The 22646-nt window shown below is 72.3% G+C and carries 18 protein-coding genes; 12 read left to right on the top strand and 6 right to left on the bottom strand.

The window, feature by feature from the left end; all coding sequences use genetic code 11:
- Positions 1-73: 73 nt before the first annotated feature.
- Entirely contained in the window at positions 74-1063 is a 990-nt protein-coding gene (locus AC0693_RS32925) for a TerC family protein (protein ID WP_356413017.1), read from the top strand.
- Between the two features lie 17 nt (positions 1064-1080).
- Here the strand turns inward: AC0693_RS32925 and AC0693_RS32920 are convergent, their stop codons facing one another.
- From AC0693_RS32920 to AC0693_RS32910, 3 genes are all read right to left on the bottom strand, one after another.
- On the bottom strand, positions 1081-2370 hold the full coding sequence (locus tag AC0693_RS32920) for an MFS transporter (protein WP_478803823.1): 1290 nt from the start codon (positions 2368-2370) through the stop codon (positions 1081-1083).
- 226 nt (positions 2371-2596) lie between these two features.
- On the bottom strand, positions 2597-3253 hold the full coding sequence (locus tag AC0693_RS32915) for an MBL fold metallo-hydrolase (protein ID WP_469318885.1): 657 nt from the start codon (positions 3251-3253) through the stop codon (positions 2597-2599).
- 9 nt (positions 3254-3262) lie between these two features.
- Positions 3263-3952: a maleylpyruvate isomerase family mycothiol-dependent enzyme gene (locus AC0693_RS32910; protein WP_478803798.1), complete on the bottom strand. Its 690-nt coding sequence runs from the start codon at positions 3950-3952 to the stop codon at positions 3263-3265.
- A gap of 178 nt (positions 3953-4130) precedes the next feature.
- On the opposite strand from AC0693_RS32910, the gene uvrA reads away from it, so the two are divergent.
- The gene (gene uvrA, locus AC0693_RS32905) at positions 4131-7142 is read left to right on the top strand and encodes an excinuclease ABC subunit UvrA (RefSeq protein ID WP_469318883.1); all 3012 of its coding nucleotides are present in this window, start codon (positions 4131-4133) and stop codon (positions 7140-7142) included.
- A gap of 90 nt (positions 7143-7232) precedes the next feature.
- Here the strand turns inward: uvrA and AC0693_RS32900 are convergent, their stop codons facing one another.
- Positions 7233-7883, bottom strand: coding sequence for an NAD(P)-dependent oxidoreductase (locus AC0693_RS32900; protein ID WP_478740384.1), 651 nt, complete (start codon positions 7881-7883; stop codon positions 7233-7235).
- 94 nt (positions 7884-7977) lie between these two features.
- Between AC0693_RS32900 and AC0693_RS32895 the strand changes: the two genes are divergently transcribed.
- Positions 7978-8601, top strand: coding sequence for a TetR/AcrR family transcriptional regulator (locus tag AC0693_RS32895; protein WP_356416959.1), 624 nt, complete (start codon positions 7978-7980; stop codon positions 8599-8601).
- Here AC0693_RS32895 and AC0693_RS32890 read toward each other — a convergent pair.
- Entirely contained in the window at positions 8576-9487 is a 912-nt protein-coding gene (locus tag AC0693_RS32890) for a carbohydrate kinase family protein (RefSeq protein WP_478803797.1), read from the bottom strand. The genes AC0693_RS32895 and AC0693_RS32890 overlap by 26 nt on opposite strands.
- Positions 9488-9605: 118 nt before the next feature.
- Between AC0693_RS32890 and AC0693_RS32885 the strand changes: the two genes are divergently transcribed.
- Positions 9606-10037, top strand: a complete 432-nt coding sequence (locus tag AC0693_RS32885) for a QcrA and Rieske domain-containing protein (RefSeq protein ID WP_478803796.1) — start codon at positions 9606-9608, stop codon at positions 10035-10037.
- 183 nt (positions 10038-10220) lie between these two features.
- Here AC0693_RS32885 and AC0693_RS32880 read toward each other — a convergent pair whose 3' ends face one another.
- Entirely contained in the window at positions 10221-11144 is a 924-nt protein-coding gene (locus AC0693_RS32880; RefSeq protein WP_468467607.1) for a hypothetical protein, read from the bottom strand.
- Between the two features lie 311 nt (positions 11145-11455).
- Between AC0693_RS32880 and AC0693_RS32875 the strand changes: the two genes are divergently transcribed.
- From AC0693_RS32875 to gap, 8 genes are all read left to right on the top strand, one after another.
- Positions 11456-12049 carry a papain-like cysteine protease family protein gene (locus tag AC0693_RS32875; RefSeq protein ID WP_356416965.1) on the top strand — a complete coding sequence of 198 codons (594 nt, stop codon included), beginning with the start codon at positions 11456-11458 and terminating at the stop codon, positions 12047-12049.
- Positions 12050-12054: 5 nt separating this feature from the next.
- Positions 12055-12882, top strand: a complete 828-nt coding sequence (locus AC0693_RS32870; RefSeq protein WP_478803795.1) for a hypothetical protein — start codon at positions 12055-12057, stop codon at positions 12880-12882.
- 266 nt (positions 12883-13148) lie between these two features.
- On the top strand, positions 13149-15197 hold the full coding sequence (uvrC, locus tag AC0693_RS32865; protein WP_469318878.1) for an excinuclease ABC subunit UvrC: 2049 nt from the start codon (positions 13149-13151) through the stop codon (positions 15195-15197).
- Positions 15194-16141 (top strand): RNase adapter RapZ, encoded by a 948-nt coding sequence (rapZ, locus tag AC0693_RS32860; RefSeq protein ID WP_356409273.1) that lies wholly within the window; start codon positions 15194-15196, stop codon positions 16139-16141. The genes uvrC and rapZ overlap by 4 nt, the downstream gene beginning before the upstream one ends.
- Complete coding sequence (locus tag AC0693_RS32855) at positions 16138-17208, top strand: gluconeogenesis factor YvcK family protein (protein ID WP_356409270.1); 1071 nt, start codon at positions 16138-16140, stop codon at positions 17206-17208. Before rapZ ends, AC0693_RS32855 begins: the two co-directional genes overlap by 4 nt.
- Complete coding sequence (whiA, locus tag AC0693_RS32850; RefSeq protein ID WP_330329807.1) at positions 17199-18194, top strand: DNA-binding protein WhiA; 996 nt, start codon at positions 17199-17201, stop codon at positions 18192-18194. The genes AC0693_RS32855 and whiA overlap by 10 nt, the downstream gene beginning before the upstream one ends.
- Before the next feature lie 168 nt (positions 18195-18362).
- A complete protein-coding gene (locus tag AC0693_RS32845) occupies positions 18363-21311 on the top strand; it encodes a M14 family metallopeptidase (protein WP_478803794.1) in 2949 nt (982 codons plus the stop codon).
- A gap of 215 nt (positions 21312-21526) precedes the next feature.
- Complete coding sequence (gap, locus tag AC0693_RS32840) at positions 21527-22531, top strand: type I glyceraldehyde-3-phosphate dehydrogenase (protein ID WP_351046250.1); 1005 nt, start codon at positions 21527-21529, stop codon at positions 22529-22531.
- Positions 22532-22646: the final 115 nt, after the last annotated feature.

The following is a 22646-nucleotide window of genomic DNA, read 5'->3' as shown; positions in this document are numbered from 1 at the left end:
CCCGGGTGGAAGAGACCTCCGGCAGCGATGACGCTGACGCAGTGCTGAGCCATCCGCCGGAGGCGAGTTCAACGTGGACGTTTCGTGGACCCTCTGGGTGCTGACCATTCTCGGTCTGGGCATCCTCATCGGAGCCGATTTCTTCATCGGCCGTAAACCGCACGACGTATCGATCAAGGAAGCGGGCATCTGGACGGTCGTCTGGATCGCCCTCGCCGCGCTCTTCGGCCTCGGCCTGCTGGTCTTCGGCAACGGCCAGGCCTCCCAGGAGTTCTTCGCCGGCTTCATCACCGAGAAGTCGCTGAGCGTCGACAACCTCTTCGTCTTCGTCCTGATCATGGCGAAGTTCGCGGTGCCCTCCCACCTCCAGCAGCGGGTGCTGCTCGTGGGCGTGCTGATCGCCCTGGTGCTGCGCGCCATCTTCATCGCCGCGGGCGCCGCGATCATCGCCAGCTTCTCCTGGGTCTTCTACATCTTCGGCGCGTTCCTGATCTACACCGCGTGGAAGCTCATCCAGGAGGCCCGCAAGGACGAGGCGGACGAGGAGTTCGAGGAGAACCGCCTCCTGAAGTCCGTCGAGGAGAAGTTCGGCGTCGCCGACAGGTACCACGGCACCAAGCTCTTCATCCGGGAGAACGGCAAGCGCGTCCTGACGCCGCTGATGGTCGTCATGCTCGCCATCGGCACGACGGACATCCTGTTCGCCCTGGACTCCATCCCCGCGATCTTCGGCCTGACCCAGGACCCGTACATCGTCTTCACGGCCAACGCCTTCGCCCTCATGGGCCTGCGCCAGCTGTACTTCCTCATCGGCGGCCTGCTCAAGAAGCTGGTCCACCTCAGCTACGGCCTGTCGATCATCCTGGGCTTCATCGGGATCAAGCTCGTGCTGCACGCCCTGCACGAGTCCGGGGTGCACGTCCCGCAGATCTCCATCCCGGTCTCGCTCGGCGTCATCTGCGGCGTCCTGGTGATCACCACGATCACCAGCCTGCTCGCCTCGAAGAAGCAGGCGGCGGCCGAGGCCGCCGCCGGGGCCGCGTCGCGCGACAGCGTCGGCTGAGGCGCGCGGGATTGCGCTCAGGCGGGGGCGGCCGCTTCGGCCGCCCCCGCCGTGCGTACGGCCACCGGGCGCGTCTCCGGCAGCAGGGCGAAGCACGCGAGGCTGACCAGGGCGATCACGGTCAGGTACGCGGCCACCCCCCAGGGCGGCCCCGGGCCCTCGGCCAGCGCGGTGGCCACGACGGGCGTCAGCGCGCCGCCCAGCACCCCGCCCAGGTTGTAGCCGACGGCCGCCCCCGTGCACCGCACGCGCGGCGGATACAGCTCCGGCAGGTACGCGCCCACCACCGCGAACATCGTCACCATGCCCAGCAGCGCGCCCAGGCAGCCCAGCGTCATCAGCAGCGGGTCGGCGGTCCGCAACAGGGCCACCAGCGGGAACATCCACACCGCGCAGGCCGCGCTCCCGGCCAGGCAGAGCGGGCGCCGCCCGTACCGGTCGCCCAGCACCGCCACCAGCGGGGTGACGCATCCCTTCACGGCGACGGCCGCCATGACGCAGGCCAGCATCACGCTGCGGTCGACCCCCAGGTGCTCGGTCGCGTAGGCCAGGGACCAGGTCGTCACCGCGTAGAAGACGGCGTAGCCGACGGCGAGCGCGCCGCCGGTGAGCAGGAGCAGCCGCCCGTGGTCGCGGACGACCTCGGCCACCGGCGCGTTCGCCCGCCGGCCGTCGGCGGCGAGCCCGCGGAACTCCGGGGTCTCCTCGACCGACCGGCGCAGCCACAGGCCCGACAGCGCCAGCAGACCGGCCGCCCAGAACGGCACCCGCCAGCCCCAGGACGTGAACTGGCCGTCCGTGAGCGCGGCGGACAGCGCCAGCATCAGCCCGTTCGCCAGCAGGAACCCGACGGCCGGACCCATCTGCGGGAAGCTCGACCACAGCCCGCGCCGGTTCTCGGGGGCGTGCTCCGCGGTCAGCAGCACCGCCCCGCCCCACTCCCCGCCGAGCCCGAGGCCCTGGAGGAAGCGCAGCAGGAGCAGCAGCACCGGAGCGCCGGCCCCGATCGAGGAGTACGCCGGGACGCAGCCCACCGCCACCGTGGCGAGCCCGGTCAGCAGCAGGGACGCGAGCAGCACCGGCCGCCGGCCGTACCGGTCGCCGACGTGGCCGAAGAGCACCGAGCCCAGCGGGCGGGCGAGGAAGCCCACGCCGAAGGTGCCGAAGGCCGCGAGGGTCCCGGCCAGCGGCGAGAAGGTGGGGAAGAACAGGGGGCCGAGGACCAGGGCGGCGGCGGTCCCGTAGACGAAGAAGTCGTAGAACTCGATGGCCGTGCCGACGAGCGAGGCCGAGGCGAGGCGGAGCATCGAGGGGGAGCGGTCCCGGTGCGGGGCGTGGTCACGGGGGCCCGGATCGGACGGGTCCGGGCGGGTGGAGCGATCTTGGTGCATGGTGCAGCAAGTACCCCGCCGCGCGGGGCCGGGGGGCGGCTTCGCGCCTCCTTCGCCGGAACGGGTGGAGCGCCGCCGCGGTGTTGACGCGGGCCGCCCTTCCGCTGGGGAGGGGCGGCCCGGAGCCGGGAGGGAGGAGGGGTTACCAGCCGCGCTCGCGCCACTGCGCGAGCTGCGGGCGCTCGGCGCCGATCGTGGTGTCGTTGCCGTGGCCGGGGTAGACCCAGGCCTCGTCCGGGAGCTGCCCGAAGAGCTTCTCCTCGACGTCGCCGAGGAGCCGGGCGAACGCCTTCGCGTCGCCCCCGGTATTGCCGACGCCGCCCGGGAAGAGGCAGTCCCCGGTGAAGACGTGCGGGTGCCCGTGCGGGTCGTCGTAGACCAGGGCGATCGAGCCGGGGGTGTGGCCGACCAGGTGGCGGGCGGTCAGGGTGACCCGCCCGAAGGTCAGGGTGTCGCCGTCCTCGACCGGGACGTCCGTCGGCACCGGGATGCCCTCGGTGTCGTGGCGCCCGGCGTAGGTCCGGGCTCCGGTCGCGTCGACCACCTCGCGCAGGGCGCCCCAGTGGTCGCCGTGCCGGTGGGTGGTGACGACCGCCGTGATGCCGTCGTCACCGATCAGGCCGAGCAGGGTGGCGGCCTCGGCGGCCGCGTCGATCAGCAGCTGCTCGCCGGTCGCCCGGCAGCGCAGCAGGTAGGCGTTGTTGTTCATGTCGCCCACGGCGACCTTGGAAATCATCAGGTCCGCGAGTTCGTGCACGTCGGCCGGACCGCCGACCTTCACCGCTCCGCTGTACGTCATGACCTGATCCTAGAGCGGAGGCAGCAGAGGGAGGGGACCGCCCGCGGTGGTCAGGGCGTCGCCCTTGTCGCCGCGCCCGGCCAGCCAGGCCAGGAGCTGCGCCGGGGTACCGGTCAGGGTGACCGGGGAGCCGTCGGCGGAGCCGGTGCGCCAGGTGCGGCCGTCCCCCGTAGACAGCGTCACCGGCGGCACCTCGGGGTGCCCGGACCAGCGGTCGGCCAGGAAGACGATCTCGCGCTCGGTGAACTCGTCCGGGAGGTCCGCCAGCTCGTAGCCGATCCCGAGGTCCACGTGGTGCAGCTCGACCTCGACGAGGCGGCGGAAGGGGATCCGGGAGGCGCTGTCGGTGACCCCGTTGCGCAGCTCGACCGTGCGGGACCAGTCCTGGGGGGCTCCGGCCACGGTCTCGAAGGCGGCGGCGGAATTCCGCACGTCCTCCAGCTGTTCCACCAGAGGCCGCCCTGCGTCGCGCGCGATGTCGGCGTCGCGGGCGGTGGCGCTCTCGTACATCGGACGCCCCTCGAACACGTTCACGAGGGCGTCGGCGTTGCGGGAGAGGTGGGCGAGGACGTGACCCCGGGACCAGCCCGGCAGGCGTGACGCCTCGGCCACGGCGGCGTTGTCCAGTTTCGCGGCCGCGGTCAGCAGTCGGTCCGTGGCTTCGCGTAGGGATCGCAGGTCGTGCACATGATCAATCATGGGGCCGACCCTAGCGCTGCCACACGATCGGGTGAAGCACTCTGCGGAGTGCCGTAAATCGAATGCACGTGCTATACGCTCGGAGAACAAGACACACACCCCAGCGGCGCCTCCCCCCTCCCATACTCTGGATGGCCGGGGCCCGTCCCCCGCTCTCTCAAGAAAGGTGCGGACCGGCGTGACCGACCGTCTCATCGTTCGTGGCGCTCGCGAGCACAACCTCAAGAACGTTTCGCTCGACCTGCCCCGCGACTCACTCATCGTCTTTACCGGACTCTCCGGGTCGGGCAAGTCCTCCCTGGCCTTCGACACGATCTTCGCCGAGGGCCAGCGCCGCTACGTCGAGTCGCTGTCGTCCTACGCCCGTCAGTTCCTGGGGCAGATGGACAAGCCCGACGTCGACTTCATCGAGGGCCTCTCCCCGGCCGTCTCGATCGACCAGAAGTCGACCTCGCGCAACCCGCGCTCCACCGTCGGCACCATCACCGAGGTCTACGACTACCTCCGCCTGCTCTTCGCCCGCATCGGCAAGCCGCACTGCCCCGAGTGCAGCCGTCCGATCGCGCGGCAGTCGCCGCAGGCGATCGTCGACCGGGTGCTCGCGCTGCCCGAGGGCAGCCGCTTCCAGGTGCTCTCGCCGCTCGTGCGCGAGCGCAAGGGCGAGTTCGTCGACCTCTTCGCCGACCTCCAGACCAAGGGCTACAGCCGGGCCCGGGTGGACGGGACGACGATCCAGCTCTCCGAGCCGCCCACGCTGAAGAAGCAGGAGAAGCACACGATCGAGGTGGTCGTCGACCGCCTCACCGTCAAGGACGGCGCCAAGCGGCGGCTCACCGACTCGGTGGAGACCGCGCTCGGCCTCTCCGGCGGCATGGTCATCCTGGACTTCGTCGACCTCGCCGAGGACGACCCCGAGCGTGAGCGGATGTTCTCCGAGCACCTCTACTGCCCGTACGACGACCTGTCCTTCGAGGAGCTGGAGCCGCGCTCCTTCTCCTTCAACTCGCCCTTCGGCGCCTGCCCCGAGTGCACCGGTATCGGTACGCGCATGGAGGTGGACCCCGAGCTGATCATCCCCGACGAGGACAAGTCCCTCGAAGAGGGCGCGATCTCGCCGTGGTCGCTCGGCCACACCAAGGACTACTTCCAGCGGCTGATCGGCGCGCTCGCGGGCGAGCTGGGATTCCGTACGGACATCCCCTGGGCCGGACTGCCGCAGCGGGCCAAGAAGGCCCTGCTGTACGGCCACAAGACGCAGATCGAGGTCCGCTACCGCAACCGGTACGGGCGCGAGCGGGCCTACACGACCGCCTTCGAAGGCGCCGTGCCCTTCGTCAAGCGGCGGCACTCGGAGGCGGAGAGCGACACCAGCCGCGAGCGCTTCGAGGGCTACATGCGCGAGGTGCCCTGCCCGACCTGCGAGGGCACCCGGCTCAAGCCGATCGTGCTCGCGGTGACCGTGATGGGCAAGTCCATCGCCGCGGTGTCCGCGATGTCGATCAGCGAGTGCGCCGAGTTCCTGGGCGAACTGCGCCTGGACGCCCGCGACAAGAAGATCGCCGAGCGGGTGCTCAAGGAGGTCAACGAGCGGCTGCGCTTCCTCGTGGACGTCGGCCTGGACTACCTCTCGCTCAACCGCGCCGCGGGCACCCTGTCCGGCGGCGAGGCCCAGCGCATCCGGCTGGCCACGCAGATCGGTTCCGGCCTGGTCGGCGTGCTCTACGTACTGGACGAGCCGTCCATCGGCCTGCACCAGCGCGACAACCACCGGCTGATCGAAACGCTGGTGCGGCTGCGCGACATGGGCAACACGCTGATCGTCGTCGAGCACGACGAGGACACCATCAAGGTGGCGGACTGGGTCGTGGACATCGGCCCGGGCGCCGGTGAGCACGGCGGCAAGGTCGTGCACAGCGGCTCGCTGAAGGACCTGCTGAAGAACACCGAGTCGATGACCGGGCAGTACCTGTCCGGGAAGAAGTCCATCGAGCTGCCCGAGGTGCGGCGGCCGGTGGACGAGAGCCGCATGCTCACCGTCCACGGCGCGCGGGAGAACAACCTGCGCGACATCGACGTGTCCTTCCCGCTGGGGGTGCTGACCGCCGTCACCGGCGTGTCCGGCTCCGGAAAGTCCACGCTGGTCAACGACATCCTCTACACGCACCTGGCGCGCGAGCTGAACGGCGCCCGGACGGTACCCGGGCGGCACACCCGGGTGGAGGGCGACGACCTCGTCGACAAGGTCGTCCATGTCGACCAGTCGCCGATCGGCCGCACCCCGCGGTCCAACCCGGCGACGTACACCGGCGTCTTCGACCACGTGCGCAAGCTCTTCGCGGAGACGATGGAGGCGAAGGTGCGCGGCTACCTGCCGGGCCGCTTCTCCTTCAACGTCAAGGGCGGCCGGTGCGAGAACTGCTCCGGCGACGGCACGATCAAGATCGAGATGAACTTCCTGCCCGACGTCTACGTCCCGTGCGAGGTCTGCCACGGGGACCGGTACAACCGGGAGACGCTGGAGGTGCACTACAAGGGCAAGTCCATCGCCGAGGTGCTGAACATGCCGATCGAGGAGGCCCTCGGCTTCTTCGAGGCCGTTCCGACGATCAGCCGGCACCTGCGCACGCTCAACGAGGTCGGGCTCGGCTACGTGCGGCTTGGGCAGTCCGCGCCGACGCTGTCGGGCGGTGAGGCGCAGCGGGTGAAGCTGGCGTCGGAGCTGCAGAAGCGGTCGACGGGCCGGACGGTCTACGTGCTGGACGAGCCGACGACGGGTCTGCACTTCGAGGACATCTCGAAGCTGATCAAGGTGCTGTCGGGGCTGGTCGACAAGGGCAACTCGGTGATCGTCATCGAGCACAACCTCGATGTCGTCAAGACCGCCGACTGGGTCATCGACATGGGCCCCGAGGGCGGTTACGGCGGCGGTCTGGTGGTCGCGGAGGGCACGCCGGAGCAGGTGGCCTCCGTGGGGGCCAGCCACACCGGCAAGTTCCTGCGGGACATCCTGGGCGCGGAGCGGGTCTCGGACGCCGGTGTGCCCGCGGCGCGGGCCGCGACGAAGAAGCGGGCCCCGGCGAAGAAGGCCGTGGCCGCGGCGGGCGCCGCCACCGCGAAGAAGGCGGCGGCGAAGAAGACCGCCTCGGCCGCCGCCCCGGCCAAGAAGGCGACCCGGGCCCGCAAGGCCTGAGCGGGGTCCGGGGCATCACCCCGGACCCCGCGCCCCCCGCTCCGCCCCCGCGGCCGACCCCCGAGGCGGTCGCCGGGGCGGGGCGGGGCGTCAGGTGGCGATGCCCACCGCGTGGCGGGAGGACGCCGGGTCCGTCAGGGCGGCCAGCAGGGCGTCGGCGACATCGGCGCGGGGGATGGTGCGGGCGGCCCGGACGTTCGCGTCGACGGCGCGGCGGTAGGTGCCGGTGCCGGGCTTGTTCAGCAGGCGCGGCGGCCGGACCACCGTCCACTGCGTGCCGCTGGCGCCGATCACCGCCTCCATCACCGCCAGGTCGGCGTACACGTCCCGCAGCGCGCGCCGCAGCAGCGGCATGACGACCGCCCGGGTGAGGACGCCGTCCTGCGCGTGGTCCGGACCCAGCGGCGCCGCGCTCACCGCGGAGAGCCGTCGCACCCCGGCCCGGTCCATGGCCGAGACGATCGCGCTGAGCGCGGGGCCGGCCACCGGGGCCAGCCGGGCCTGCTTGTTGCTGCTCGGGCCGAGTGCGGAGACCACCGCGTCCCGCCCGCGCAGCACCGGGACCAGTGCCTCCTCGTCCGTGACGTCGGGGACCGTCGCCACGCGGAGCCGTTCGTGCTCCGGCACCGTCAGCCGCGCCGGGTCCCGCACCACGGCGGTGACCTCGTGACCCGCGTCGAGCGCCTGGCGCACGACCTCGCGGCCCACGCCTCCCGTGGCCCCGAACACCGTGATCTTCATCGTGGACTCCTCATCGTCGGTTCCGGTCTCCTCGTGGACCACGCCCCAGGGTGGGTGAGTATTCACTCACCCCTCCCTCCGCTAGGGTGAGTGAATGCTCACCCCGAAGTCAAGCGAATCCGGCCGGTCCGGTCGGCCCACCCCCCAGCGCCTGCTGGACGCCGCCGAGACCCTGATGCGCACCACCGGTCTCGCGAACGCCACCACCAAGGCCATCGCCCGCGAGGCCGGCTGCTCGGAGGCGGCGCTGTACAAGCACTTCGCGAACAAGGAAGAGCTGTTCGTCCGGGTGCTGCTCGAACGCCTGCCCAACGCGGGCGCCCTGATGGCTGCCCTGGCCGCCGCCCCCGGGGAGCGGCCCGTCCCGGAACGGCTCGCGGACATCGCCGGGCACGCGGCCCGCTTCTACGCCGACGCCATGCCCATCGCGGGCTCCCTCTTCGCCGAACCGGCCCTGCTGAGCCGGCACCGCGAAGGCCTCGCGGAGATCGGCAAGGGTCCGCACGCGGTGCTCGACGCGCTCGTCGACTGCCTGCGCCGCGAGCGCGAGCACGGCAGGATCCGCGCCGACGCCGACCCGCGCGCGGCCGCCGCGCTGCTGCTCGGCGCCTGCTTCCAGCGGGCGTTCTTCCTGCACTTCTCCGGCCCGGCGGTCGTCGAACCGGTGGCCGACTTCGCCCCGGCCGTCGCCGCTACGGTGTGGGCCGCCCTGCGCTGAGCTCGGCGGCGTACGGCGGTTCCGCGCCCGCCCGGGTGCAGGTCAGGGCGGCCGCGCGGGCGGCGTACGCCAGCACCCCGGGCCAGTCCACCGGCGCGCCGGACCCGTCCCACGCCTGCGGGCCACCCGCCAGGCGGTGCAGGAGCGCGGCGTTCACGGTGTCACCCGCGCCGATCGTGTCCGCGACGGCGACCCGCAGCCCCGGCACCGAGAACCGCCCGCCGTCCCGGGTCCACGCCGACAGCCCCGCCGCGCCCCGGGTCAGCACCACCGCCGACGGCCCGGCCGCGAGCCACTCCTCGGGCCGGCCGCCCAGCCAGGCCGCGTCCTCCTCGGAGAGCTTGAGCAGGCGCACGTACGGCAGCCAGGACAGGAAGCGGGCCCGGTACGCCGCCGGGTCCGCGATCAGCGCCGGGCGGACGTTGGGGTCGAGCAGGGTCAGCAGCCCGCGCGCGGACTCCCGGCGCAGCAGGGCCTCGTACGCGCTCGCCCCCGGTTCCAGCACGAGCGAACAGGTCCCCAGGGCCAGCGCCAGGGCCCCCGCGGGAAGGGCGTCGGGCAGCGTGAAGAGCCGGTCGGCGGTGCCCTCGACGTAGAACCCGTAGGCGGCCGAGCCGTCCGGGGCCAGCGAGGGCACGGCCAGCGTGGTCGGCTCCGGCCCGCGCTGCACCGGCGCCAGGTCCACCCCCGCCGCTCGCAGCCCGGCGAGCAGCATCTCCCCGAAGCCGTCCGTCGACACCCGGGAGCAGAAGGCCACCTCGGCGCCGAGCCGGCCCAGTGCCAGCGCCGTGTTGTACGGGCCCCCGCCCGCCCTGGGCACCAGCGCGCCCGGCGGCTGCGCCACGGGCACCAGGTCGATCAGGGCTTCTCCAGCGACGACGATCACGCGGGGGAAGCTACCGCATCGGGCGGCGGTATCGTCGGGTGGGCGCGTCGGCGGCGCCCCAGCCGCCACGGCCGACCCACCGGTGTCCCCCCGTACCACCCGCCCCCAGGAGAGCCCCATGTCCGCGCCGCAGTCCGCCGCCGCCCGCCGTACCGTGCTCAAGGGCGCCGCCGCCCTCGCCGGGTCCGCCGGGGCCGGCCTCACGCTCGGCGCCTGCTCGCCCGGGACCGGCGGCGAGGGCGCCTCCGCGACCCCGACCGCCCCCGTGGACCTGGGCGCCGCTGCGGACGTGCCGGTCGGCGGCTCCAAGCTCTACCGGGAGCACAAGCTCCTCGTGCACTGCCCCGCACAGGGCCAGTACGCGGCGTTCAGCGCCCAGTGCACCCATGCGGGCTGCGTGCTGGACAAGATCGTCGAGGGGCACGGCAACTGCCCCTGCCACGGCAGCCGGTTCGACGCCGCCACCGGCAAGGTGGTGCAGGGCCCGGCGACCGAGCCGCTGCCGTCCGTCCCCGTCCGCGCCGAGGGCGGCAAGCTCATCGCGGGCTGACCCGGCGGGCGGCCGCTCTCTAGGGGGTGTCTGATGGATCTCCGTGGCGTCGCGACGCCCGGCACGCGCTCTCGCCGCACCGGCCGAAAGCCCAAGTACGTCCAGTACGCGAGCTTCCGGCCGGCACACCGAGAGCACGCACCGGACGCCGCTCCTTACCCACGGAGATCCATCAGACACCCCCTAGTCCCACTCCCAGCCGATGCCGAGGATGCCGCGCCGGACGCCCTGCTCCACCAGGTGGACCGCGCGGTGCCCGCCGCTCGGGGTGAGCGCCGACAGCTCGCTGCGCGGGGCGCCGGGGCCCGACTGGCGAAAGCGCCGGCAGCTCACGGGCAGGGCGGCCGCGTCGAAGCGGACCTGGAGCACGTACTGGCCGCCCGCGTAGCCGAACCCCCGGACGTACTCGCTGCTGCGGCTGCCGGTGCCGTCCTCGAAGCCGTAGCCGAAGACGTACGTATCGCCGCTGCGCAGCCGCGCGTCGAAGAGCAGCTCCGCGACCACCAGCCCCGCTTCCGGGTCCCGCCGGATCCGCCCGGTCCGGCAGTTGTCGTGCGCCAGTACCCGCACCGCGGCCGGATCGCAGCCCGGGTCGCCCTCGTGGATCGCGAGGTAGCGGTCGATGCCGTCCCGGTGGGCCCGTACGACGTGCTGGGAGTCGCGGCCCAGCAGCTCGCGCCGGGCCCCGATCCGGACCCGTTCGTGGTGGCCGACCGTATGCAGTCCGCCGTCCGCCGGGAGGCCCATGCCGGCCAGCAGGTCCTCGACGGCCGCCCCCGTGCCCACCAGGGACCGGAAGGGGCGCGCGGCCGGGCGGGGGGCGTCGGTGCCCGGCCCTGCGGACCCGCCCAGGAGCCGTACGAGCGTGCCCGGGGGCAGTTCCAGGATCTGCTCCAGGGCCCGCACCGCGCGCAGGGACTCGGCGCGCCGGGGCCGCCGGGCGCCCTGCTGCCAGTAACTGAGGCTGGTGACCCCGACCTTGATGCCGCGCGCGGCGAGCCGGTGCTGGACCCGGTGCAGGGGCAGGCCGCGGGCGGCGAGCGCGGCGCGCAGTGCGAGGTGGAAGGGCCCGGCGCGCAGCAGCAGCGCGAATTCCTCCGGATGCATGCCCTCGGGCGCCGCGCCGTCGCCCGGGCCGCGCGGCGGGCCGCCCCGGCTCCCGGACCCGCCGCTCCGCACGGTCGGCAGCATGGCGACTCCTTTGTGAACGTTCACGCGTGAGGGGGCGGGGGAGTGCGCCGGTGACGCCCGTGGTCCAGGTGACAGAGCGGCGGCCGTTCACATCCCGGCTTCCTCATTCACATTGCAATGTCACCGCGTATTGAAGCGTGTTGACCTGCTCGCGACAACACCCCGATGCTCCTCCACAGCGTCCGGACGCGGTCCTCCACCCCCACTCCCCCCTCGGGAGGAACGCGATGCGCGATCCCCACCGGCGGCTTTCCCTGGCCGCCTTCCTCACCGCTCTCCTGTTCGCACTGCCCACCGGCACGGCAACCGCCGCCGACGCCGGGGCCGGCAGCGCGACGCTCGCCGCCAAGCGCCTGAACATCACCATGCAGGCACAGCAGAAGACCAACTGGTGCTGGGCTGCCAGTGGCAACACCATCGCCACCTGGTTCGGCCGCACCTACAGCCAGAACCAGTTCTGCAACGCCGCCTTCAACCGCCAGCAGGGCTACGACTGCCCCAACAACCAGGCCAACCTCGCCAACGTGCAGACCGCCCTGCGCTGGGCCGGGATCAACTCCGGCTCGTACGTGACCGGCTGGCTCCAGTACTCCACCGTCCAGAGCGAGATCAACGCCAACCGGCCGGTCGAGACCCGCATCCAGTGGGCCAACGGCGGCGGCCACATGCACGTCGTCTACGGCTACGACACGGCCAGCAACTGGGTGTACTGGGGCGACCCCTGGCCCTCCAGCGACCGCTACAACTGGGCCTCCCACGCCTGGTACGTCGACAACAGCACCTTCTCCTGGACCCACTCGCTCTACCGGATCGGGGCGTGAGCGCCATGAACCGACGCGCAGCCGCCCTGGTGACCGGCGCCCTCGCCGCCGCCCTGTTGGGCCTGGCCCCGCAGGCCTCGGCCGCCCCCGTCCCGCAGCCCCCGGCCGCCACCGCCGAGGTCCGGGCCGCCGCCCACCAGGCGGCCGCCGCACCCGAGACCCTGGCCACCCTCTCCCGGTTCTTCTCCCGGGAGGGCAAGGTCTCCCTGACCACCGCCCGGCCCCGCATCGAGGGCGAGGCGATCCCCGTCAACTACCTCTCCCCGGAGTTCGTCGCGGGCCGGGCGGGCGCGCCCGTCGCCCGGCTGGAGTTCCTCGCCAGCAAGGCGGTGTCCTCCGACGGGCAGGAGGCCGCCCTGTGGACCGCCCGGACCGGGGCGGGCTGGCAGGTGGTGAACATCGCCACCGGTGACGACGAATTCCGCTACGCCCGGCTGGGGGCCGCCGCCCTGCCCGGCGGGACGGTCTTCCGCGAACCGCAGATCGACGCCTGGTACGTCGCCCGGGGGAGCAGTGTGCTGCCGCTGGACGAGGACGCGACGAAGGCCGTGGGGGCGCGGGGCACCACCCTCGCCGCCTACCGGGAGCGCGTCGTGAAGGCGTACGGGGACAAGCTGCCCGGCTCCGCCTATGCCCAGGAGGGTGAGGCCGGGGGGTTCGGGCCTGCCGAGGCGGGTGCGGGGTCCGTGGCCGTGGCCGTGACCGGGGGTGACCCGGACGCGGGGCCCGGTGCGGTGGCCCTCGCGGGCGGGGGCGTGGCCGCAGCGCTCGGGGTCGCCGGGCTCGGCGCGCTCGGCGTGCGCAGGGCTCGGCGCCGGGCGGTGCGGGTGTAGCCGCCCGGCGGGGGTGGGGTCCGGCCGTCGCTCGGGCGGCCGGGCCCCGTCCGGGTGCGGCGCCGCCGCCGGGGCTCCGCCCCGGACCCCGCGCCTCAAACGCCGGCGGGGCTGGACGGGGCCGAGCGGGCCTCGTCGGCGGACCCCGCGCCTCAAACGCCGGCGGGGCTGGATTGTGCCCGGCCGGGCTGGATTGTGCCGAGCGGGGTCCCGCGACGCCGCCAAGGTGAGGGCCGGTTGTCAGAGGCCGCAAGTAGGCTGATGCCATGGCCGACCCTTCCAGCTACCGCCCCAGACCGGGACAGATCCCCGACTCCCCGGGGGTCTACCGATTCCGCGACGAGCACCGCCGGGTGATCTACGTCGGGAAGGCCAAGAGCCTGCGCCAGCGCCTGGCCAGCTACTTCCAGGACGTCGCGGGCCTGCACCCGCGCACCGCCACGATGGTGACCACCGCCGCGTCCGTCGAGTGGACGGTGGTCTCCACCGAGGTCGAGGCGCTCCAGCTTGAGTACTCCTGGATCAAGGAGTACGACCCCCGGTTCAACGTCAAGTACCGCGACGACAAGAGCTACCCCTCGCTCGCCGTCACGCTCAACGAGCAGTACCCCCGCGTCCAGGTGATGCGCGGCCCGAAGAAGAAGGGCGTGCGCTACTTCGGGCCGTACGGGCACGCGTGGGCCATCCGCGAGACCGTCGACCTGATGCTGCGGGTGTTCCCCGTACGCACCTGCTCGGCCGGGGTCTTCAAGCGGTCCGCGCAGATCGGCCGCCCCTGCCTGCTCGGCTACATCGGCAAGTGCTCCGCGCCCTGCGTCGGCCGGGTCACCCCCGAGGAGCACCGGGAACTGGCCGAGGACTTCTGCGACTTCATGGCCGGGCGCACCGGCACCTACCTCACCCGCCTCGAAGGCGAGATGCGGGTGGCGGCCGAGGACATGGAGTACGAGAAGGCCGCCCGGCTCCGCGACGACATCGGGGCCCTGCGGCGGGCCATGGAGAAGAACGCGGTGGTGCTCGCCGACGCCACCGACGCCGACCTGATCGCGGTCGCCGAGGACGAGCTGGAGGCCGCCGTCCAGATCTTCCACGTCCGCGGCGGACGGGTGCGCGGCCAGCGCGGCTGGATCACCGACAAGGTCGAGGCCGTCGACACGGCCGGGCTCGTCGAGCACGCCCTCCAGCAGCTGTACGGGGAGGAGCGGGGCGAGGCCGTGCCCAAGGAGGTGCTGGTCCCGGCCCTGCCCGAGGACGCCCCCGCCGTGGCCGAGTGGCTCGGCGGCCGCCGCGGCTCCCAGGTCAGCCTGCGCATCCCGCAGCGCGGCGACAAGAAGTCCCTGATGGAGACCGTCCACCGCAACGCCCAGCAGTCCCTGGCCCTGCACAAGACCAAGCGCGCGGGCGACCTGACCACGCGCTCCCGGGCGCTGGAGGAGATCGCCGGGGCACTGGACCTGGACACCGCCCCGCTGCGCATCGAGTGCTTCGACATCTCGCACCTCCAGGGCGACGACGTGGTGGCCTCCATGGTGGTCTTCGAGGACGGCCTGCCCCGCAAGAGCGAGTACCGCCGCTTCGAGATCAAGGGCTTCGAGGGGCAGGACGACGTCCGCTCCATGCACGAGGTGGTCTCCCGCCGCTTCCGCCGCTACCTGCGCGAGAAGCTCCGGACGGGGGAGTGGTCGCCCGAGGAGGGCGCGGTCGTCGACGGGCTCGACGGCGGCCTCGCGGGCGGCGAGGTCCCGGCGGAGACGGATGACGGCCGCCCGAAGCGTTTCGCCTACCCGCCCCAGCTCGTTGTGGTGGACGGCGGCCAGCCGCAGGTCGCCGCCGCCCAGCGGGCCCTGGCCGAGCTGGGCATCGACGACGTCGCCGTGTGCGGCCTGGCCAAGCGGCTGGAGGAGGTGTGGCTGCCCGGCGAGAGCGACCCGGTGGTGCTGCCCCGTACCAGCGAGGGGCTCTACCTGCTCCAGCGGGTGCGTGACGAAGCCCACCGCTTCGCCATCCAGTACCAGCGCGGCAAGCGGGCCAAGCGGCTGAAATCCGGACCGCTGGACGACGTACCCGGCCTGGGGGAGAGCCGCAGGCTGGCGCTGATCAAGCACTTCGGTTCGGTGAAGAAGCTGAGACAGGCGACAATCGACCAGATCTGCGAGGTCCCGGGTATAGGCCGCAAGACGGCCGAGACCGTGGCCGTGGCCCTCGCCCAGGCGGCTCCCGCCGCTCCGGCCGTCAACACGGCCACAGGAGAGATCATTGAGGACGAGGCCCCCGCGCCCGCGGGAGCACCGTCCGAACGGGGGAGCGAGCAATGACCGAGCACGCAGCAGAGCGCGACCGAGACGGAGTACAGGTGAGTACGGGCACGACAGTGGAGCCCGGCGATACCGCCGAGGCGGCCATCCCCGAGCTGGTGATCATCTCCGGCATGTCCGGAGCCGGCCGCAGTACGGCGGCCAAGTGCCTGGAGGACCTGGGCTGGTTCGTCGTCGACAACCTGCCCCCGGCGCTGATCCCGACGATGGTGGAGCTGGGAGCCCGCTCGCAGGGCAACGTGGCGCGCATCGCCGTCGTCGTCGACGTCCGCGGCCGCCAGTTCTTCGACGCGCTGCGCGAGTCGCTCTCCGACCTCGAAGCGCGCGGGGTGACCCGGCGCATCGTGTTCCTGGAGTCCTCCGACGACGCGCTGGTGCGCCGCTTCGAATCGGTCCGCCGCCCGCACCCGCTCCAGGGCGACGGCCGCATCGTCGACGGCATCGCCGCCGAGCGCGACCTGCTGCGCGAGCTGCGCGGCGACGCCGACCTGGTCATCGACACCTCCAGCCTCAACGTGCACGAACTGCGCGCCAAGATGGACGCCCAGTTCGCGGGCGACGAGGAGCCCGAGCTGCGGGCCACCGTCATGTCCTTCGGCTACAAGTACGGCCTGCCCGTCGACGCCGACCTCGTCGTGGACTGCCGCTTCATCCCGAACCCGCACTGGGTCCCGGAGCTGCGCCCCTTCACCGGGCTCAACGAAGAGGTCTCGGGCTACGTCTTCAGCCAGCCCGGCGCCAAGGAGTTCCTCGACCGCTACACCGAGCTGCTCCAGCTCATCGCCACCGGCTACCGCCGCGAGGGCAAGCGGTACGTGACGATCGCGGTCGGCTGCACCGGCGGCAAGCACCGCAGCGTGGCCATGTCCGAGAAGCTCGCCGCCCGCCTCGCCTCCGAGGGAGTAGAGACCGTCGTCGTCCACCGGGACATGGGGCGCGAGTGACCGGACGGAGCCTGCGGCTGCGCCGCCTGCGCCGGCTGACGGCGGGCCGGGGCGGCAACGGCGCCCCGGCCGCCGAGCTGCGGCGCGGCGCCGCGCCCGAGGCGGTCGCGCCCAAGGTCGTCGCCCTCGGCGGCGGCATGGGCCTGTCCGCCTCCCTGGCCGCGCTGCGCCGGATCACCGGCGACCTCACGGCCGTGGTCACCGTCGCCGACGACGGGGGCTCCAGCGGCCGGCTGCGCGAGGAGCTGGGCGTCCTGCCGCCCGGCGACCTGCGCAAGGCGCTGGCCGCGCTGTGCGGGGACGACGAATGGGGCCAGACCTGGTCCCGGGTCATCCAGCACCGCTTCGAGTCCCGCGGTGACCTGCACGGGCACGCGGTCGGCAACCTGCTGATCGTCGCCCTGTGGGAGAAGCTCGGCGACCCGGTGCAGGCCCTGGACCTCGTCGGCAAGCTGCTCGGCGCGCACGGCCGGGTGCTGCCGATGTCGGCCGTGCCCCTGGAGCTCCAGGCGCTGGTGCGCGGCCACGACCCGGCCCGCCCGGACGACGTGGACACCGTCCGTGGCCAGGCCACGGTGGCGCTGACCCCGGGCGAGGTGCAGTCCGTACAGCTGGTGCCGAGCGACCCGCCGGCCGTGCCGGAGGCCGTCGCCGCGGTCCTGGACGCCGACTGGGTGGTGCTCGGCCCGGGCTCCTGGTTCTCCTCGGTGATCCCGCACCTCCTGGTGCCGGAACTGCTCGACGCACTGGTCCAGACGAAGGCCCGGCGGATCCTCTCGCTGAACCTCGCGCCGCAACCCGGTGAAACAGAGGGGTTCTCTCCGCAGCGTCATTTGGAGGTTTTGGCCCGACACGCCCCTAAACTCGCCCTGGACGTGGTGCTGGCCGACGAGGCCGCCGTGCCCGACCGCGAGTCACTCTCCGATGCCGCGAAACGGTTCGGTGCCGCGGTCGAGCTGGCGCCGGTGGCCAGGCCCGACGGGACTCCGAAGCACGATCCGGAGCTGTTGGCCGCCGCGTACGACCGTATTTTTCGGATGCATGGAAGGATCGGCCCATGGCGATGACGCCCGCGGTGAAGGATGAGATCGCCCGGCTGCCCGTCACCCGTACCTGCTGCCGGAAGGCGGAGGTCTCGGCGATCCTCCGGTTCGCGGGCGGGCTGCACCTGGTGAGCGGCCGCATCGTCATCGAGGCGGAGCTGGACGCGGGGATCGCGGCGAGGCGGCTGCGCAAGGACATCCTGGAGATCTTCGGCCACTCCTCGGACCTGGTGATCATGGCCCCCGGCGGGCTGCGCCGCGGCAACCGGTACGTCGTCCGGGTCGTCGCCGGCGGTGACCAGCTGGCGCGCCAGACCGGGCTCGTCGACGGCCGCGGCCGCCCGATCCGGGGCCTCCCCCCGCAGGTGGTCTCCGGTGCGACCTGCGACGCGGAGGCCGCCTGGCGCGGTGCCTTCCTGGCCCACGGCTCGCTCACCGAACCGGGCCGGTCCTCCTCCCTGGAGGTCACCTGCCCCGGTCCGGAGGCCGCCCTGGCCCTGGTGGGCGCCGCCCGCAGGCTCTCCATCGCCGCCAAGGCGCGCGAGGTGCGCGGGGTGGACCGGGTGGTGGTCCGCGACGGCGACGCGATCGGCGCCCTGCTGACCCGCCTCGGCGCCCACGACTCGGTGCTGGCCTGGGAGGAGCGCCGGATGCGGCGCGAGGTCCGCGCCACCGCCAACCGGCTCGCCAACTTCGACGACGCCAACCTGCGCCGCTCGGCCCGGGCCGCGGTGGCCGCGGGAGCCCGCGTCCAGCGCGCCCTGGAGATCCTCGCCGACGAGGTCCCCGAGCACCTGGCGGCGGCCGGGCGGCTGCGCATGGAGCACAAGCAGGCCTCCCTGGAGGAGCTGGGCGCGCTCGCCGACCCGCCGCTGACCAAGGACGCGGTCGCCGGCCGGATCCGGCGGCTGCTGGCGATGGCCGACAAGCGGGCCCAGGACCTCGGCATCCCGGGCACCGAGTCGAACCTCACCGAGGCCGAGGAGATGGCCGACAACCTGGTCGGCTGACCGGGCCGATCCGCCGCGGCCCCGGCCGCACCGTCCGTCCTCGGCCGAAAGGGGCCCGCACGTGATCACGTGCGGGCCCCTTTCGGCGTTTCCCATTGACATGGGCATGTGAGGGTCGTGAGCCTGTCGTGCGAACTCTTTCGTGGCAGACGACGCCCAGGGGGGCACATGAGGCACCGCGCGAGATCGATCCTCGCCGCAAGCGCACTCGTCTTCGGTTCACTCGCCGCCGTACCGGTCGCGGCGCAGGCCCAGAACGGATCCGCGGCAGGACCGGCCGCCGATGAAGTCCGGGTCTACGACGCCGACATCACCAAGGAGCAGGTGCCCCTGGTCCTCGCCGCGGGCCAGGACGCCCACGAGCTGACCGCGCAGGCACCGGACCGGGGCACCGCCCGGGTCGAGCTGTTCCTCACCACCGCGCAGGCCGGCCAGCTCGGCGCCCAGGGCGTCAAGCTCGCCGAGCGCAAGGTCCCGGCCAAGGCCGCCGCGCGCGCCAAGGCGGCCGGCGACGGGGTCTTCCGCCCCTACAGCGGCAAGGGCGGTCTCCAGGAGGAGATCGTCTCGACCGGCCAGAGCCATCCCGGCCTCACCAAAGTCGTCTCCATCGGCAAGACCGTGGAGGGCAAGGACATCCTCGCCCTCAAGCTCACCAAGAACGCCCGGCAGGCCAAGGACGGTTCCAAGCCCTCGGTCCTGTACATGTCCAACCAGCACGCCCGCGAGTGGATCACCCCCGAGATGACCCGGCGGCTGATGCACCACTACCTGGACAACTACGGCAAGGACCAGCGCATCACGCAGCTGGTCGACTCCACCGAGATGTGGTTCGTCCTGTCCGCCAACCCGGACGGCTACGACTTCACCCACGCCCCCGACGGCGACCGGCTGTGGCGCAAGAACATGCGCGACAACACCGGCGACGGCAAGCACACCGCCCTCGACGGGGTCGACCTCAACCGCAACTTCCCCTACAAATGGGGCTACGACAACGAGGGCTCCTCGGCCAACCCGTCGAGCGAGACCTACCGCGGCCCGAAGGCGGAGTCCGAGCCCGAGACCGCGGCGCTGGACGCCTTCGAGAAGCGCATCGGCTTCGAGTACGCCGTCAACTACCACTCCGCCGCCGAGCTGCTGCTCTACGGCGTGGGCTGGCAGGTCGCCACCCCGACCCCCGACGACGTGGCCTACAAGGCACTCGCCGGCACCCCGGAGCACTCCGCGATCCCCGGGTACTACCCGCAGGTCTCCTCGGAGCTGTACACCACCAACGGCGAGGCGGACGGCCACGCGGGCAACGTCAACGGCGTCATGATGTTCACGCCGGAGATGACCACCTGCCAGACCGCCTCCGACAGCGTCCCGGACGACCAGTGGAAGTCCGAGGACTGCGCCTCCGGCTTCAACTTCCCGGACGACGAGAAGCTCGTCCAGGCGGAGTTCCAGAAGAACGTCCCCTTCGCGCTCTCGGTCGCCCAGTCCGCCGCGCACCCGGACAAGCCGGTCTCCTCGGTGGGCCTGAGCGCCGCCGACTTCACGACGGACCCCTTCACCACCTCCTACGCCGCCCGCGGCGAGGACCAGAAGGTCTCCGTCACCGCCCGCAAGGCGCTGAAGGACAAGGAACTCAACTACCGGATCAACGGCGGCCGCGTCCACGACGAGGACCTCAAGGCCTGGAAGGGCGGCGAGACCTACGGCGGCGACGACAACAACTGGTACGACCAGTACCGCGCCGCGGTGGAAGGCGCGCGGCCCGGGGACAAGGTCGAGGTCTGGTTCACCGGCCGCGACGGATCCAAGCGGGTCTCCAGCGAGCACTTCACCTACAGCGTGGCCGAGCGGCCCCGCGCCGACGTCCTGGTGATCGCGGAGGAAGGGGCCAAGGCCCAGCAGGCCCAGACGTACGTGGACGCGCTGCGCGCCAACGGACGCTCCGCCGCCGTCTGGGACGTCGCCACCCAGGGCGCCCCGCACCACCTCGGGGTGCTCTCCCACTTCGGCACGGCCGTCCACTACACGGGCGCCCAGGCTCCCGGCGGCCCCACCCAGCTGGCGGTCCGCGACTTCCTGAACGAGGGCGGCAAGCTGATCGAGGCCGGTGAACTGGCCGGCGGCGACGCCAAGGTCGGGCGCGCGGTCACCGACGACTTCAGCCAGTACTACCTCGGCGCCTACGACCGCAGCACCGGCACGGGCGCGACCGGCTTCACCGGCGCGGGCGCGCTCGGCGGCGCCAAGGGAACGCTCGGCGGCGCCCCCGGCAACCCGCTGGACCGGCCCGGTGCCTACAGCGTCACCTCCGACACCCTGGCCGCCGCGCAGTTCCCGCAGTTCAAGAGCGCCCAGGCGGGCCTGTACGACGGCATCGTCAATCCCTACGCCCCCTACGCCGGGTCCTGGATGGCCTCGGCCGTCCACAACGACAACGACTGGAAGCGCCTGGTTCGCACGGTCGACCTGACCGGGGTCAGCGCCGCCGACCGGCCCACCCTCAAGATGGCCCTGAACTGGGACACCGAGCCGGGCTACGACCACGCCGTCCTGGAGGCCCACACCACGGGCGCCGAGGACTGGACCACCCTGCCCGAGGCGGGCGGCCAGAGCGGCACGGCCGTCCCGGCGGAGTGCGCGGGCGGCTTCTTCATCAACGGCCACCCCTTCCTGCGCCACTACCTCACCCTCGCGTCCGGCGGCTGCACCGCCGAGGGCAGCAGCGGCGCGTGGAACAGCTTCACCGGCTCCTCCGGCGGCTGGAAGCAGGTCTCCTTCGACCTGAGCGCGTACGCGGGCAGGACCGTCGAGGTCTCGCTCTCCTCCATCACCGACCCGGGCAGCGGCGGCCGCGGGGTCTTCGCGGACGAGGCGCGGCTGTCCGTCGGCGGCGCCGACCAGGCGGCCGAGGGCTTCGAGACCTCGCTCGGGGCATGGACGGCGCAGGGCGCACCTGCCGGAAGTCCCGATGTTCCGGGCGATTGGTCCCGCTCCGGGGAGCTGTTCAAGTCCTACGCGGCGGTCACTACGCGTGACACCGTGCTCCTCGGCTTCGGCCTGGAACACCTGCCGGCCGCGAAGGACCGAGCGGTACTCGTCGGTAAGGCGCTCCGCTCGCTGTAGCACTGACCTGCGGACCCCCCTCCCCTCACGCTGAGTGAGGGGGGACGAAGTGCCCGACGGCCCGTACCGCAGCGTGTGGTACGGGCCGCCGGGGCGTGTCAGGCCCCTTCCGATGTCACCCCCAAGCTCACGGAGAGGTAGGGTCATAAGCGGTCGGGGACATCCCATACAGCTCGCCGGCGGACAGGCCGGCGCACCAACGAGGAGATCGGTTCGTGACGATCCGCGTAGGCATCAATGGTTTTGGCCGAATTGGCCGCAACTACTTCCGGGCGCTCCTGGAGCAGGGAGCGGACATCGAGATCGTCGGTGTCAACGACCTGACTGACAACGCGACCCTGGTGCACCTGCTCAAGTACGACACCATCCTGGGCCGCCTCAAGGCCGAGGTCTCCCACACCGACGACACCATCACGGTCGGTGGCAACACCTTCAAGACCTTCGCCGAGCGCGACCCCGCGAACCTCCCCTGGGGCGAGCTGGGCGCCGACATCGTCATCGAGTCGACCGGCATCTTCACGAAGAAGGCCGACGCCGCCAAGCACATCGCCGCGGGCGCGAAGAAGGTCCTCATCTCGGCTCCGGCCAAGGACGAGGACATCACGATCGTGATGGGCGTCAACCAGGAGAAGTACGACGCGGCCAACCACCACGTCATCTCCAACGCCTCCTGCACCACCAACTGCGTGGCGCCGATGGCCAAGGTCCTCCTGGAGAACTTCGGCATCGTCAAGGGCATGATGACGACGGTCCACGCGTACACGAACGACCAGCGCATCCTGGACTTCCCGCACTCGGACCTGCGCCGCGCCCGCGCCGCCGCCGAGAACATCATCCCGACCACCACCGGTGCCGCCAAGGCCACCGCGCTGGTCATCCCGGAGCTGGCCGGCAAGCTCGACGGCATCGCGATGCGCGTCCCGGTCCCGACCGGTTCCGTGACCGACCTGGTGATCGAGCTGGAGCGCGAGACCACGAAGGAAGAGGTCAACGCCGCCTTCCTGAAGGCCTCCCAGGGCCAGCTGAAGGGCATCCTCGACTACACCGAGGACGCGATCGTCTCCTCCGACATCGTGAACTGGCCGTTCTCCTGCACCTTCGACTCTTCCCTCACCATGGTCCAGGGCAAGAGCGTCAAGGTCATCGGCTGGTACGACAACGAGTGGGGTTACTCCAACCGTCTCGTCGACCTCACCGTCTTCGTCGGCGGCCAGCTCTAATCTTCAGGGCAGGCACCGCGATGTGAAGCATCAGGGCTCGGGCAGCGCGATGAAGCGCTGTGCGGGCCCTGTTGCTTGCCTCGTACCTCTCGCTCCGCACAGGCGAAAGCCATGT

It is taken from the genome of Streptomyces sp. NPDC043876, from assembly GCF_056435825.1.
This window is presented reverse-complemented; position numbering and strand designations above follow the sequence as displayed.

Excerpts from the sequence above, each read along its gene's own strand:
- AC0693_RS32875 (WP_356416965.1), top strand. The coding sequence starts at position 11,456 with ATGCGCGATCCCCACCGGCGGCTTTCCCTGGCCGCCTTCCTCACCGCT.
- whiA (WP_330329807.1), top strand. The coding sequence starts at position 17,199 with ATGGCGATGACGCCCGCGGTGAAGGATGAGATCGCCCGGCTGCCCGTC.
- AC0693_RS32880 (WP_468467607.1), bottom strand. The coding sequence starts at position 11,144 with ATGCATCCGGAGGAATTCGCGCTGCTGCTGCGCGCCGGGCCCTTCCAC.
- AC0693_RS32900 (WP_478740384.1), bottom strand. The coding sequence starts at position 7,883 with ATGAAGATCACGGTGTTCGGGGCCACGGGAGGCGTGGGCCGCGAGGTC.
- AC0693_RS32870 (WP_478803795.1), top strand. The coding sequence starts at position 12,055 with ATGAACCGACGCGCAGCCGCCCTGGTGACCGGCGCCCTCGCCGCCGCC.
- AC0693_RS32920 (WP_478803823.1), bottom strand. The coding sequence starts at position 2,370 with ATGCTCCGCCTCGCCTCGGCCTCGCTCGTCGGCACGGCCATCGAGTTC.
- AC0693_RS32885 (WP_478803796.1), top strand. The coding sequence starts at position 9,606 with ATGTCCGCGCCGCAGTCCGCCGCCGCCCGCCGTACCGTGCTCAAGGGC.
- AC0693_RS32895 (WP_356416959.1), top strand. The coding sequence starts at position 7,978 with ATGCTCACCCCGAAGTCAAGCGAATCCGGCCGGTCCGGTCGGCCCACC.
- AC0693_RS32915 (WP_469318885.1), bottom strand. The coding sequence starts at position 3,253 with ATGACGTACAGCGGAGCGGTGAAGGTCGGCGGTCCGGCCGACGTGCAC.
- uvrC (WP_469318878.1), top strand. The coding sequence starts at position 13,149 with ATGGCCGACCCTTCCAGCTACCGCCCCAGACCGGGACAGATCCCCGAC.
- rapZ (WP_356409273.1), top strand. The coding sequence starts at position 15,194 with ATGACCGAGCACGCAGCAGAGCGCGACCGAGACGGAGTACAGGTGAGT.
- AC0693_RS32845 (WP_478803794.1), top strand. The coding sequence starts at position 18,363 with ATGAGGCACCGCGCGAGATCGATCCTCGCCGCAAGCGCACTCGTCTTC.
- AC0693_RS32910 (WP_478803798.1), bottom strand. The coding sequence starts at position 3,952 with ATGATTGATCATGTGCACGACCTGCGATCCCTACGCGAAGCCACGGAC.